The 14,260-nt window shown below is 43.3% G+C and carries 13 protein-coding genes and 1 pseudogene; all 14 read right to left on the bottom strand.

Annotated features, from left to right (window positions below):
* Window positions 1-37: 37 nt before the first annotated feature.
* Entirely contained in the window at window positions 38-844 is an 807-nt protein-coding gene (locus tag Q7U49_RS16470; RefSeq protein ID WP_304766256.1) for a 6-hydroxymethylpterin diphosphokinase MptE-like protein, read from the bottom strand.
* Window positions 841-1,905: a pseudaminic acid synthase gene (gene pseI / locus Q7U49_RS16475; RefSeq protein WP_304766260.1), complete on the bottom strand. Its 1,065-nt coding sequence runs from the start codon at window positions 1,903-1,905 to the stop codon at window positions 841-843. The genes Q7U49_RS16470 and pseI overlap by 4 nt, the downstream gene beginning before the upstream one ends.
* Window positions 1,902-2,447 (bottom strand): GNAT family N-acetyltransferase, encoded by a 546-nt coding sequence (locus Q7U49_RS16480; protein ID WP_304766263.1) that lies wholly within the window; start codon window positions 2,445-2,447, stop codon window positions 1,902-1,904. The genes pseI and Q7U49_RS16480 overlap by 4 nt, the downstream gene beginning before the upstream one ends.
* A gap of 14 nt (window positions 2,448-2,461) precedes the next feature.
* Window positions 2,462-3,568 carry a UDP-2,4-diacetamido-2,4,6-trideoxy-beta-L-altropyranose hydrolase gene (pseG, locus tag Q7U49_RS16485; protein ID WP_304766265.1) on the bottom strand — a complete coding sequence of 369 codons (1,107 nt, stop codon included), beginning with the start codon at window positions 3,566-3,568 and terminating at the stop codon, window positions 2,462-2,464.
* Entirely contained in the window at window positions 3,568-4,275 is a 708-nt protein-coding gene (gene pseF / locus Q7U49_RS16490; protein ID WP_304766268.1) for a pseudaminic acid cytidylyltransferase, read from the bottom strand. Before pseF ends, pseG begins: the two co-directional genes overlap by 1 nt.
* A gap of 8 nt (window positions 4,276-4,283) precedes the next feature.
* The gene (gene pseC, locus Q7U49_RS16495; RefSeq protein ID WP_304766271.1) at window positions 4,284-5,444 is read right to left on the bottom strand and encodes a UDP-4-amino-4,6-dideoxy-N-acetyl-beta-L-altrosamine transaminase; all 1,161 of its coding nucleotides are present in this window, start codon (window positions 5,442-5,444) and stop codon (window positions 4,284-4,286) included.
* A gap of 194 nt (window positions 5,445-5,638) precedes the next feature.
* Window positions 5,639-5,854: pseudogene (locus Q7U49_RS16500) on the bottom strand (transposase); the annotation flags it as partial.
* A gap of 205 nt (window positions 5,855-6,059) precedes the next feature.
* Window positions 6,060-7,532 carry a lipopolysaccharide biosynthesis protein gene (locus tag Q7U49_RS16505; RefSeq protein ID WP_370654027.1) on the bottom strand — a complete coding sequence of 491 codons (1,473 nt, stop codon included), beginning with the start codon at window positions 7,530-7,532 and terminating at the stop codon, window positions 6,060-6,062.
* A 271-nt stretch (window positions 7,533-7,803) separates the two neighbouring features.
* Entirely contained in the window at window positions 7,804-8,772 is a 969-nt protein-coding gene (locus Q7U49_RS16510) for an IS5 family transposase (protein ID WP_304766276.1), read from the bottom strand.
* Window positions 8,773-8,862: 90 nt separating this feature from the next.
* Window positions 8,863-9,879: a glycosyltransferase gene (locus Q7U49_RS16515; RefSeq protein WP_304766278.1), complete on the bottom strand. Its 1,017-nt coding sequence runs from the start codon at window positions 9,877-9,879 to the stop codon at window positions 8,863-8,865.
* Window positions 9,880-10,078: 199 nt separating this feature from the next.
* Window positions 10,079-11,314, bottom strand: a complete 1,236-nt coding sequence (locus Q7U49_RS16520; RefSeq protein WP_304766281.1) for a class I SAM-dependent methyltransferase — start codon at window positions 11,312-11,314, stop codon at window positions 10,079-10,081.
* A gap of 199 nt (window positions 11,315-11,513) precedes the next feature.
* Entirely contained in the window at window positions 11,514-12,197 is a 684-nt protein-coding gene (locus Q7U49_RS16525) for a transposase (protein WP_304766284.1), read from the bottom strand.
* A 102-nt stretch (window positions 12,198-12,299) separates the two neighbouring features.
* On the bottom strand, window positions 12,300-13,247 hold the full coding sequence (locus tag Q7U49_RS16530; protein ID WP_304766287.1) for a sugar nucleotide-binding protein: 948 nt from the start codon (window positions 13,245-13,247) through the stop codon (window positions 12,300-12,302).
* 38 nt (window positions 13,248-13,285) lie between these two features.
* Window positions 13,286-14,254: a Gfo/Idh/MocA family protein gene (locus tag Q7U49_RS16535; protein WP_304766290.1), complete on the bottom strand. Its 969-nt coding sequence runs from the start codon at window positions 14,252-14,254 to the stop codon at window positions 13,286-13,288.
* Window positions 14,255-14,260 lie beyond the last annotated feature (6 nt).

Below are 14,260 nucleotides of genomic sequence, written 5' to 3' on the forward strand. Positions count from 1 at the left end.
TAATTAATTTGCGAACACATTAAATGTCTTTACTTAATTACAGCACTTGCCCTATATCCATCCTTGGGTACGCATCTAAAAGACTTTCAGGGGTAAGGTTTATAACTTTAACATCCTTTTCTCTGGCCAATTTTGCAACCAAGTAATGGAATTCCGTTGTTATCCAATAAAACTTAAGATAAAATGCCAAATTATAATTTACCTGCGAGACTTCTGATTTATCATCGTAACAGTGCCCTTTTCCGGCCGTGCAGAATGCACTATAATCGCAACCCAAAAGATATATCTCTTTAAAGCCCATATAAATAGCTGTTAAAATTGAAAAAGATATTACATTCATGGCTCCATATATGTTTTCATCAATTTTTTCAGACATCGTTGATACAGGATATTTTTTTGAATAAATATAGATGCTAGGGATATTTATTTGAAGATTGTCTAAAATTTTCTTAGCTCTAATATCTGTGACAAAGATTGGTGGCTTTTTTTTGTATTTCTCCACTACTTCTTTGAAGGTGTGGTTCCATTGCTCCCAATATAAATTGTCCATCAATGCATAATAGTTTGGATTGATACCTGAAACTATTTCTGATTTATATAGTGAATTTACGCCAAAAATGACTTCACTTCTTAGGGCGTCCAATTCGTCGACTTTTAAGTCATTAAGTGAAGGTCCTGTGCCTAGTATGAAGCATCGCTCTCCATTGTGAATGTTTCGAAAATCTATATTTTTTTTTAAAACTTTTTTAGCGGGAAAGTCTAAATAATATATTATTTCGCTTAGTATATTGTAAGTTTTATATATAAGTGCATCAATCTTATCTTTTACATCAAATTTGCTCATTTATTTTCCATTTTTTTAATAAGATCAAACGAGAGCGGTGTTCCATACCTAACATTTGAAGAGACTTGTCTACCTAAAGCTTCATTTAAATATTTAGGCGGCAAACCATATCCAGGTCGCACACTGCGAACACAATCTACAGTAATAACTTGCCCCACCTGCATGTCCTTAACAAAGTACAGTGATCTTCTGAATTTCACATTTCCTTGCTCGCTAGATTTGCAACCATAGTCAACACGTCCCAATGCTGACCATGCAGTTTTAGCGCCTTGGCAAAGTGCCGCCAATTCAGTGGGTTCCAGCGAAAAGCTGTCGTCCGGCCCACCGCCGCTACGGTCCAGAGTGAAGTGCTTTTCGATGATGCTGGCCCCCATGGCCACGCTGGTGATGGCCGTGGTGTTGTCCAAGGTGTGGTCTGACAGGCCCGTGACCAAGCCAAAGCGCTCGATCATGTCGGGAATGGTGCGCAGGTTGTAGTCTTCTGCCGGGGCGGGGTAGCCGCTCACGCAGTGGAGGATGGCGAGCTCCTTGCAGCCGCCTTCGCGCGCGGCGTCGATGGCTTCCTGAATCTCTTCAGCATCGGCCATACCGGTGGATATGATCATGGGCTTGCCCGTGCTGGCAGCGTATTTGATCAGCGGGAGGTCTACCGCTTCAAACGATGCGATTTTGTAGGCTGGGGCGTTCAGGTCTTCCAGCAGGTCGATGGCAGTGTTGTCAAACGGCGAGCTGAAGATGGTGATGCCGTGTTTGCGGGCGTGCGCAAACAGCGGCGCGTGCCACTCCCACGGCATGTGAGCCTCTTGGTAAAGGTCAAACAGCGTGCGACCGTCCCACAGGCCGCCGTGAATGCGAAAGTCATCAGAGTCACAGTCCAGCGTGATGGTGTCAGGGCGGTAAGTTTGCATTTTGACGGCATCAGCACCGGCCTGTTTGGCAGCCTCAATAAGTTTGCAAGCGGTTTCAATGTTGCCGTTGTGGTTGGCGGACATTTCGGCGATGACGTAGGGGTGGTGATCAAGGCCAATGTTGCGTCCAGCGATCGATAACTGCGGATTCATGCTTGGATACTCGATTCGGTCGAAAAGTAATTGGGATTTAGACACGCGACACAAACTCTATCCTCTGCTACACCATTCATCCAGTAGAAGCCTTTAAATGTGCCCTCGATAAACCAATTGGCCCTTGTGTACGCCTTTATTGAGGAGATATTGCTAGCATACATACCACCATGCAGACGGCGAATGTCATGCGTTTGAAAAGCAATTAAATTGGCAATTGCGATTGCTTTCGTTGCAATACCTTTACCAAGGTAATTTCGATTGCCAAGTAAGCAAACAAGATCAGATGTTTTATTTTTTATATCTATTGGCCCAATCTTTACATTACCAATTTTTTCACCAGAGTCACTTTCAATAAGGTAATAGAACCATTTGCCGGTTTTCAAACCCTCCTCGAAGTCTTTCACTAGAACATCATGACTGAATATTCGTCCACTGCCAGTAAAGAAGTTAAGATGACCATCATCATTTTCGTACCAACGACAATAGTCACTATCAATATCAGCTAACTCAAGGGATCTAAGTTTTATTTCGATGCTCATATATTGCCCCTAATCTAGTGCACCGAAGTGGCGCAAGTTAAAATTTCATCGACTACAAACGTAGCACCTGTTCCATTGCAAATACTCGACGCCGCATCTGAGCAGATTTTAAGTGAGTGAGGTATTGCGAGAAATGACGACAATTGATCCGGCAATCGTTTTTCTACGTGTTCCAGTTTTCCAATAATCTCGGCTGCACCTACAGCGCCTAGCTCAGCACAAGAGCTATTCTGGTTGTCAGCAAGGATCACCAGTATTGACGGCAGCCCCAAACAGCACCGCTCCCACGAGGTGCTACCCGCAGCACCAATCGCCAGATCACTGTCGGCCATTCGCTGGGCCATGTCATTGACATTGACCACCACTGCTGTAGGCCATGGCATTTGTGCTGCCAACTCCTTAACGCTTTCCAACCAGGGCGCTGTCAGCCCCATGACCACGGTGATCCGGCTTTCTCTCGGCAAAGCGCAGGTTTTTAGGACTTGCAACACTTTTCCGGTGGCGTTGGGTTGATCGACACCGCCCATCGTTATCAGCAACTGGCGCAAGGCCGGCTGCGTCTTACGGCGCTCCATGCTGTACGCACGCAAGGCCGAGAATTCAGGGCGCAACACGGCGTAATGCGAACCGGTGAGCACCTGGCAGTGTGGGGGAACCAATTCATTGTAGTGCTCGGGCCGGCGCCCCAGGTTCTGATCGAGCAGCAGGTCGCATTGGTGGGGTCGATCTGCCAGATCGTCAATCACCAGAATGCTTCGGGTGTGCGGGCGCAGGGCTTGTTCCCAGCGGCGGTCCAGCGCGTAATGGTCCACCACCAGACAATCCACCACTTGGCCCCCCAGGGCTTGTCGGGTTTGCTCGGCATCGCGGGCCCAGTCGGTGCCCAGCCATTGGGCATGGCTTGGGTCTGTGGGGGCGGTAAATGCATCGTCTGCAGGGGCCAGCGCTGTCGCTGAGTGGCCGCGCTGGTGGATCAAGTTTTGTAAGTGGCCGGCGTGCGGGCGGCAAATGAAGGTGCTTTGTGCACCGCGCTCGCGCAGGGCATCGGCCAGCGTAAGGCAGCGCATGACATGGCCTGTGCCGATTTGCAGCGATGCATCGGTGCGGAATGCGATGTGCATCAGTCGTTGGCCTTTGGGGGAGTGGTCTTGTTGGCGTGTTGCATGGCCTTGAACATCCATTCGGCACGTTCCCAGTCTTCTGGTGTGTCGATGTCTTGAACGCGATGACGTGGCAACGGCACAGGTGCTGAGCCTTGGCTGAACAGCGGTTTGCCCTCCAGCCAGGCTTGAGCTTGGCCCCAGTAAAACTGGCCCGCGTCGTGCCAGGCTTCTGCCAGGTCTTGTGATCGGGTGTTGAAGTGTTCGGGCTGGAACATTTCGACCCGTTGTTCTGCGGTGATGCGTATGGCACGTTGGATGGGGAAGGCGTAGCTGGTAACGGAAAACGCGTAGTCAGCATCCGTGCTTTGAAGCGCTTGCAGGCCGCGCTGCAGGTCAGCGGCTTGAACAAAGGGGGCAGTAGCGTAGATGCAGCAGACTTGCGTGGCCGCTGGTCCGTGCAGGTTTTGCCAGTCGATCGCGTGAGCAATGACCGGGATGGTTCCTGTGTGGTCGTCCGACAGATTGGCAGGACGCTCAAAGGGCACGTCTGCGCCGTGCTCTTTGGCGACTGCGGCAATTTCTTCATCGTCGGTGCTGACGATGAGGCGGTCAAAACATTGGCTTTGAATGGCGGCACGAATCGACCACGCGATCATGGGCAAGCCGCCAAAGGCTTTGATGTTTTTGCGCGGGATGCGTTTGCTGCCGCCACGCGCTGGGATCACCGCCAGCCTCATAGGCCCATGGCCTCGCGCAGGCAGCTGGCCACAAACTGCAATTCCGGATCGGTCAAGTTGACGTGCATGGGGATGCTGATGGCTTCGCGGTAGTACTGCTCGGCTTGCGGATAGTCACCTTGTTTGAAACCCATTTGTTGGTAGTAGGGCTGGGTGTGCACCGGGATGTAATGCAGGTTGACCAGGATGTCTTTTGCTCGCAGGGCTTCAAACACTTGGCGGTGGGTGGCGCTGATTTTGTCCAGCTGAAGGCGGACCACATACAGGTGATAGGCACTGTAGCTGTCGGGGTGATGCCAAGGCAGCGTGAGCGGCAAGTCGGCCAGCAGTTCGTTGTAACGCTGAGCGATGGTGTGGCGGCGTTTGACGTAGTCGGTCAGGCGTGTCATTTGGCTCACGCCGAGTGCGGCCTGCATGTCAGTCATGCGGTAGTTGAAGCCCAGCACCACCTGCTGGTAATACCAGGGGCCGTGCATGGGCTCGGTCATGAGCGCTGGGTCGCGGGTGATGCCGTGGCTGCGCAGCAGGTCCAGGCGGGTGGCGAGTTCGGCGCTGTTGGTCAGGGCCATGCCGCCTTCGGCGGTGGTGATAATCTTAACTGGGTGAAAGCTGAAGACTGTGATGTCGCTATAGCGGCCATTGCCAATGGGTTCTCCTTTGTACTTGCCACCAATGGCGTGCGAGGCGTCTTCAATGATTTTGAAGCCATATCGCTGGCCCAGCGCGTGAATGACGGCCATGTCGCAGGGTTGGCCTGCAAGGTGCACCGGGATGACCACTTTGGGCAGGCAGCCGACCTTCTCGGCTTCGATGAGTTTCGCTTCGAGCGCCAGGGGGCAGAGGTTGTAAGTGCGTGGGTCAATGTCTACAAAGTCAACTTGGGCGCCGCAATACAAGGCGCAATTGGCAGATGCAACAAATGTATTCGGAGTGGTCCAAAGCCTGTCTCCAGGGCCTAGACCTAATGCTAGGCAGGAAATATGCAAAGCAGAGGTAGCACTGTTGACAGCCACCGCATGTTTCGCATAAGTGTGATCGAGTACGCTCTGCTCAAAAAGTGGGATGTTAGGCCCTTGGGTGAGATTAACCGATTTAAGCACTGAAACGACCGAATCGATGTCAGCTTGTGTAATGTCTTGTTGCCCGTACCGTATCATTATATTTTCTCGTAAATTATTAATTTTGATTTGAATTAATGAAGATTAACACCTAAGAATAAAATTGAATTCAAACACAACAAATTACGTATTTTATTCACTGCCGAGTATACTATCCAGAGAAGTAGGGACGGTTTGAGTAACTAAAACCCAGATGTGTTACCGCGCTCATCAGTAACAGCGGGGTCAGCACCAGGGCGTTTTTCAACACCTTGATAGCCGGCATCAGCCCAGACGTTTTTCTCTTGTCCCTGCAACAACCGGTGTGCCTGGGTGATGTCATGTTCAGTGCCACTGGTGCAGCGCACCATGTGCCCCAGCCCAGAGTCGGCATCGACACTAATATGCGCTTTCATTCCGAAATACCACTGGAGACCCTTTTGACTGGAGTGCATCTCGGGATTTGTCTTTGTTTTTGGTAGCCCATGACACGACTTGTTCGATCTGCTCCAGGAACACGAGTTTATGAGTCTTATTGAGGTGAGAACTAGGTTCAAAATAGTTACCAATAGAAATGAACGTAATCCGACCAGACTTGTTGCACACTCATCCGCCCTGAAGGGAAAAAGTGACGTGCGGGTTTGTACCATAGATATGTAACCAAAAGGGCGCACATCAAGAATTACGGACATTACCCAAGTAAATATGTTTCCAATCGTCAATGACCTTGAGTCTAAATCCAAATATTATTACTGAATATGTTATTATATAAGCGAATCCAATACCTATTGACATGACGATATTATTTTCATATTTAAATATTATTATTGAAAATAAAATATATAAAAAAGAATTAATATATAATGTTGGCAAAGTATCACTCATTTGCTCCTTGAAAGAATATTTTATATATTCTCTACTGGGAACTGCGTTAATAAATATCGAGACTATCGCAACAAAAAGCATCCCCCAGAGAAGAAATTCAACACCATGGGATATAGTCAGCGCTATAGTAAGAAATCCTATTGTTTTCTTTAAAATCTCAAACTTCAACGTTGCTAAGCTATGTCCTAGTGCATTAACGTAATACGATGCAGTACTAGATATGTGATGCAAGCCATAAATTATAGCGAAAATTTTTAAATAAATAACACTTGGAAGCCATTTATCCGTCAAAAGAATATTTACCATATCATCTGCCAATAAAATTGTGAGGCATGAAATTGGAAAAAATAATACGTTCATTGTTCTAATCGATTTTCTCAATAATTCCTTACCTTTAGGTATATCATCTTGTAATCCTGAAAATATTGGGAAAAATACGGTGGCAACTGTTGCATTCATTGTCGATGAAACAAAAGCAGGTATCTGTCTTCCCATATTAAAAAACCCCAAAGTTTGGCTATTATAAAATTTACCCACTGCGATGATGGTTGATGATCTATAAATTTCGTCCAAAACACTTGCGAGAAACATATTGCTTGAATATGCCATAGACCCACGAGCAATATTAAAATTAAAACTCAACTTTGGGAATGGAATATAAAAATATGCACAGAATATAATACTAATTAAACTTGTAAGTCCAGTATTAATAATTAATGAATAAATACCAAAACCAGCGTAGGCTAGGTAAATACTAACGCTTCCGGATATTAATGTTGGAACTGTAGAGCAGAAAAATATTTTTTTAAATTCGAGATTTTTAGATAATTCACTTATCTGTAAAGCATTAATGGCTGTAAATAATATAGTAAGACCGTATACTCTTAAGTAATCAACTAACAAATCAGTGTAGTCAAAAAAATTACTGACATATGGCGCACTTATATAAATAACGAAATAAAAGAAAAAAGACAATAAAACACTTGTGTAAAAAATAGTGGGATATCCATCATTACCCGATCTTTTATTTTGTATATTTGCTGATCCAAGACCGGCGGTTGCGAACATGTTGCAAATATTAATAAATACTGCTAGTGAGGCCACTATACCAAAATCTGATGGCTTCAAAATTCGTGCAAGAAGTAAATAAATTACAAACTGACTTATATTGCCAATGAATCTAGATAAAAAACTCCATGATAAGCTCTCAAATATGCTAAGGGAAAATTTTTTTACTGTCATTTCGTATATATTTATTGGCATCTAGCTGCCACATTTTTTTAGTTAATTTTTCCATCAAAGAGAAAATATACAATATTTGAATTAATATGGGCATTACTGCCAATTCTCTTTTAATACTTTGTTCAATATTGAAGATCGTTTACCCGCTGATTAACTTATAATATTTAAGGACGGTCTGGATATCTAAAAGACAGATGTGTTATCGCACTCATCATCATAGTCATTCCGTTTTCCGTGGTTTGTGGGTTTTTTCGTACCCCGCTTTAACCTTCCTGGCCCAACTTGGACGCACTCATGTTCGCGCTCCCATCAAATCATGACGTGCCATCCACAAATTGGACAGAGCAAAGAGCGCGGCAATCTGCGCCGTGTTTTTCTTCAGGCCCCGGTAGCGGGTTTTCATGTGTGGGAACTGACGCTTGATCACCCGAAACGGATGTACTACCTTGGTGCAAATGCCAGCCTTGAGCTTTTCGACCTTGTCCAGCAACTCCCCCATCTCACTGGCGTGCTTGAGATTTTTGCGCTTGACTGGGCGCATGGCCACGTACCAGGTCACAGCGGGGTCAGCACCAGGGCGTTTTTCAACACCTTGATAGCCGGCATCAGCCCAGACGTTTTTCTCTTGTCCCTGCAACAACCGGTGTGCCTGGGTGATGCTATGTTCAGTGCCACTGGTGCAGCGCACCGTATGCACCAGCCCAGAGTCGGCATCGACACCAATATGCGCCTTCATTCCGAAATACCACTGGATACCCTTTTGACTGGAGTGCATCTCGGGGTCTCGGGACTTGCCTTTGCTTATTGTGCTAGGTGCGGCAATCAGGTTGGCATCGACAGCGCTGTCTTGTTTGAGCAGCAAACCGCGCTCAGTAAGAATCGCACTGACCTCAGCGAGTATCTTGTCAGCCAAATCATGCCTTTCCAGCCGATGGCGGAAACGCAAGATGGTGCTCTCATCGGGCAAGCGCACGTTGTCATCCAAGCCTACAAACTCGCGGTACAGCGGCGTGTCAAAGAAGGCCTCTTCCATCGCCGGAACAGACAAGTTTAACCAGTGCTGCAGGAAATGCGCAGGCAGCATTGTCTCCAGTGCAAACGGTGTCCGTCCGGTGTGGCCTGCAGGGTAGTGCGGTGCAATCAGGTCAACCAAACGCGCCCAAGGAACAACGCGACCAATCTCGTCAAGAAAGATAGCTTTGCGGGTCTTGCGGTTGCACAGAGAAAAAGCGACCTTAGGCTGATTGGTGTAAAACTTCATGCTATGATTTTTATATCAACTAGGCCATATTCAGCAAGAGATGTGGTATGTTTTCCTTAACAAATTCTGGAGGACTTTTGTAGAGTTTCCTCAAGTCTTCGTTCTGCGCATTTGTTGATTTATAAACATTTTCTTTCTTATAAAATTCGTTATCATCGTTGGCAGTTTAGGCACTTGCTTAAATATGTATACATACACTTTCTTTTTGTCATTTGACAAGCTATAGATATCTTTAAGACATCTCCAATTATGCGACGACGGATATCTGATAATATAAAGAATTGACCACCACACATAGTAAGGCATTCGATCTTCATGTCTTATTTCTCGCTTAAATTCTTCGCGACAATATAGCTCAAGCATTTTCAGAAACTTAATTCTATCAAGCATTTGATTTTTTTTCGTGATAGATGAAGACCAGTTTGTTCCCCCTTTTACTTGAAAACTCCTATAACTAGTCATAACATCATCAGACACGTAGATTTTTCCGAGACATGTAAGAATTAAACATAATGTTATGTCACATATAAATCTGTCTGCCTTAGTAATGATCGTATAATCATACTGCGGCTCTAAAAATATGTTTCTGAAGACAAGCGTGCCAGGATGGCCATAGTAGATGTATTTAGTGAAATCGTTTATTGTATAGTCACCACTTTCAGGTCTACCCGGACCGCTATATGTTTCTTGTATAACATTATTGTCCTGATCAACAACATTGTATCGTTGTGTGCAAGCGATGTAGTTTCTATTGTTTTTTAGAAAATTTGTTTGAGTTTTTAGCTTTTCGTTATCTGTCCAAAAATCGTCGCCATCTAAAATAGCGATGTACTTTCCTGTACATTTTAAAAAACAATCATATTGGTTTTTTGTTGCTCCAACATTAACGGATCTTAAGGTTGGTTTAATTATATGAGGTACTCTTTGTTGGTATTCTTTTATAATTTCTGTCGTTTGATCTGTTGAACAATCGTCTCCAATAATAATTTCAATAGAAAAATTGATATTTTGCATTAGTATACTATCTAAGCATTGTCTAATGTATTTTTCATGCTGGTAAGTTATTACAACAACACTTACCAGATTCAAATTATCATAAGTTTTCATAATCTATCTAGCCCCCAATCCCGATTTTTTAAAACGGATTTCGCAAGGTTAGTCGATACTTGCATATGTCTTGGTGTTGTGCTAATTTGCTGCTAACTGACGATTCAGCGCAGCGAATGCTGTGGGCGCTAGAGTTGTATAGAATCATGGACTTCTTTTAGAAACAAGAGGTACTATTTATGGGGAGGCGCAGGTCAAATCAACTTACAATTTCAACAAAGGGCAATGGAAAAATGAATTTAGTTCCGTTGTAGATAGTTTCTTTTTCACGTAACAGAATATCGCTTCTAAAAGCCCAAGGTAAAACCAAAAAATAATCCGGTTTCAAAGCTTTGGCTTTTTCCATTGAGATGACTGGGATTTTTGATCCTGGAGTAAACACCCCATCTTTAAATGGAGTGATATCACCTATAAACGGCAACAGGTCAGGTCCGATACCACAGTACTGCAAGATGACATTTCCTTTGGTTGAGGCTCCGTAACCAATCACCGTTTTTCCCGACTTTTTAAGTTCTTGGAGAAGCCTTACCAAATCGAGCTTTTGTCTTTGCACATTTTCTTGAAAACTTTCAAAGGAATTTTTGGAGTAAATGTCATGGTTTTTTTCTTGCTCTATAAGCCAAGTTGCCTCCGAAGAGATCTTATCAGCAAATGGACCTGACTCATGAACAGCGGCTAACCTTATGCTTCCACCATTGACCTCATTTTGAGAAGCGTCTATGATGGTCATTCCAGCCTGCTGAAGAATATACTGAATGGCGGTCAGAGAGTAATATTCTAAATGTTCATGACATATGGTATCGTACGAATTAGTTCGCAACATTGCCGGAAGATAGCTTTGTTCAAAAACCCAGACACCATCAAAAGAAAGAACACTTGCGATAGCTTTGGCAAATTCAACAGGTTTCTCTAAATCGTAAAACATTGAAATGGATGTCACGACTTTAGCTCTTTCAGAAGCTACAGAAAAATAGCTTTCTTTTGTAAAAAAATCGGTTACGACTTTGGCATCTTTTGGATACAAATCCAAATATTTTTTGGCCACAGGATCAATACCAATCCGATGATACATATCATCAGAATACTGATGCAAAAGAGTCCCATCATTGGAACCAATATCCAATACATAGTCACCCTTTTTTAAAGATATTTTCTCAATTGCAAAGTCGAGAATTTTCTTAAGATGTTGACTCATATAAGCGGTAAGACCTGAGCGATATCCGTAACCTTCATTGTACATCTCATCTAATGGATAAGAATGTTGTAACTGTACCAACTGACAGTTATCGCATCTTACGAGAGTCAGAGGCCCAGAAATGATATCGTCGAGATTTGCCGAACGAAAAACTCCAGAAAGCATCTGCTCACCAAGATCAAATACAGCTTCAATGTTTGAAGAACCACAAGAGCGACAGTTTTTAATACAAGTTTTCATAATTTGATTATTCTTTCGATTTACTTTTAAGTTAGTTTTTTAAGGAAGTCTTTAATAACGGCCGCATAAGCGAGAGTTGATCAAGAACAGTTCACCAGACGAACCTTCGTTCCTCTGATTTACGAATTTCACAGGTCTTATGTCCATTTGCGGGCCTCTTGTACCTCCTTTTGGGCATCTGCTTACGCTGCAGGCGCACTCATCCCGCAGTTCCCTGAATAATGCGTTTTCTCACCATTGACAAGTAGCTCAGCGCAAAAAGCGTGATCAGTTGCGCCATGTATTTGATCAAGCCCCGATACCGAATCTTGCGATATCCAAGCTGACATTTTATGACACTGAACGTGTATCCCGCTTTGGCCCAAATGCTCGCGTTGGCCTTTTTCAACTTGTCGATCAAGGCGTCTACAGTTTTCCTCTTCTTGAAATCCCGGCGCTTGCCATGCATCGTGGCAACTTGCCAGTCCACACTTGGGTGCTGCGCTTGAATCTTTTCGCGTTTAGTGATGCCGCGATAGCCGGGATCTGCAAACACAACATCCTCTTCGCCGCGCAGCAAAGCATGGGCTTGTGTGAAGCCGTCCTCATTGGCAGGAGTGCCCGTAACCGTATGAACCAAGCCGGATTCAGCGTCTGCGTCAACTTGGGCCTTGATATCGAAGTGCCAATGGTTGCCTCTATTGGTTTGGTGGATCTCTTGGGCAAGCTCATGCGTGCTTTTCTTGGTGGAGCTGTGTGCTGTAATCAAAGTAGTATCAGCAATGTGCAAATGGGAAATGGCAGGCGTCAATTTTTCGCATGCAGATTCAAAAGGTTTGATCAAGTCAGTCAACTCAGTCCTGGGCACAACAAGATTCATATCGCCAAGAAACTCACGTTGCATGTTCTCTTAGTGACTAATTAAAATCCGGTGGTGACGAAGGTGGCTTGTTTCAGTTATTACGATGACGATTGCAGAGCTTTCCTAGATTTTAATAACCTATTTTTAAAATCTTCTCAACTCATTTAAAGCGATTTCAAAAGAAGTTGTCGTGATACCAAGAGAGTTAATTTTTGAAATATTTAGGCTTGAATCATGGGGTGGCTTTAATAGCCAATTGGAGTTGTCAACAATAGTTACTTTATTTTCTGCATGTATTATTGACGCAAGGGTTTTTAAAAAATCTATCCATTTCATTTTCCGAGGACCCGCAATATGAAAAATACCACTCTGATTATTTTCAATCAAACTTTTGATAACTTTTGGAATATCATTTATATAAACTGGATTTCGTAATATATCTGGATATCCGACTGCAATATCACTTTCAAAAGTATTTGTTCCAACTTTAATTTGATTATCCTTCTCATCATATCCATATAATGGTTCGATTCTGATCACGAGCGCATCTTTTAACTTTAAAACCAATTTTTCCGCTCGAATTTTTGACCTAGCATATTTGTTTGTAGAATCTGGAATATCTGTTTCAGAGTAATTTCCAATTTTTCCATTAAACACATATGATGATGATATAAAAATCATTTTTGCATTTATTTTTCTGCATATTTTGGCGATATTTTTTGCAGTATCATAATTTAACGTTTTACAAAGCTTTGGATCTTTTTCACACAAAAAATAGCTTGAAAGAGCAATTGTGTCAATTACAATATCCGGTTTCTCAATATTTAGAAATTCTTCAAGTCTATTTATATCTGTTGCATCAATCTGTTTAACAAAACTATCATGTGAATTTTTACTCGCCCCGACTACCTCGAATTCATTAGAGAGATACTTCATTAGTTTACCCCCCAAAAATCCAATTCCAAATATTGCTATTTTCATAATTGTCCAAATTTTTGGCGTTCTCGCTGGAACCTTACTGCAACGGGCTGTACAGGTCGCATAAGAAGATGGCCAGCTTAAGGTCTGCGCTAAGGTTTGGTGCAGCGCCATCTCCGAGCCTTAATCGTAAGTCAAGGATTTACTTAATTTCATTGAGCCTTTTCAAACAATTCTTCTATTAACCGTGCTTGATTAATATTTTGCATGTACTCATCATCTAAACCAACTTTTGAATGAACTAAATTATAAAAGTATATTAACATTTTTTTGAAATGATCATCAGGCGAAAGTTTTATGCATTCTATCTTTCCATCAGATTCTAGAATTATTGATGGTTCGAACCCAGGTGCTGCTGTAAAAATTCTGGGGGCAGTAATTTTGCCATTACTCCCCCATATCTCGATACTATTTTGGTAGTAATTATCGAATCCAAATGTTACCTGTGAAGTAAGCTTACCATTTTTCTGCTTCAGGAAAGCACTACCCCATATATCAACATTCTTGTCTGATGAAAATTCGAGACTAGCGCTATCGACATAGATTTCACTCCCCAAGAACATTTGTGATATTTTCAAGGTGTACGCGCCCGCGTCAAGCAGTGCCCCACCACCTAGATCCTTTTGGTATCTTATATTTTCCTTGTCGCGAAATGGTGGAAAACCAAATGATGATCGTATAGATCTTAATTCCCCAATCCGGCCGCTCTCTAATAGGTTTTTGATAAATAATAGCTGGCAATGAAAGCGAAACTGAAAATTTTCAACAAGGACAACGTTTTTTTGCCTTGCCAAGTCATTGAGTTCAACAACCTCATTCAATGTGCAAGCCAATGACTTCTCCACCAATACATGAATATTTTTATTGACAGATTTTTTAATCCAATAGTAGTGTAAACTATTGGGAAGTGGTATGTAGACTGCGTCCAAGTCCTCATCTAAAATTTGATTATATCCATTAAACGCTTTTGTCTTAAATATTTTGGCATACTCTTCAGCTTTACATGTTGATCTGCTTGCAATACCGTGGAGTTTGTATTGCTCTAGATCGTTAATTGCGGGAAGAACATATCGTTTCGCAATATTCGCACAGCCCAATACTCCAATATTTATTTTCTTCACTTTGTT

It is taken from the genome of Rhodoferax sp. (genome assembly GCF_030653815.1).
GTDB lineage: Bacteria > Pseudomonadota > Gammaproteobacteria > Burkholderiales > Burkholderiaceae_C > Rhodoferax.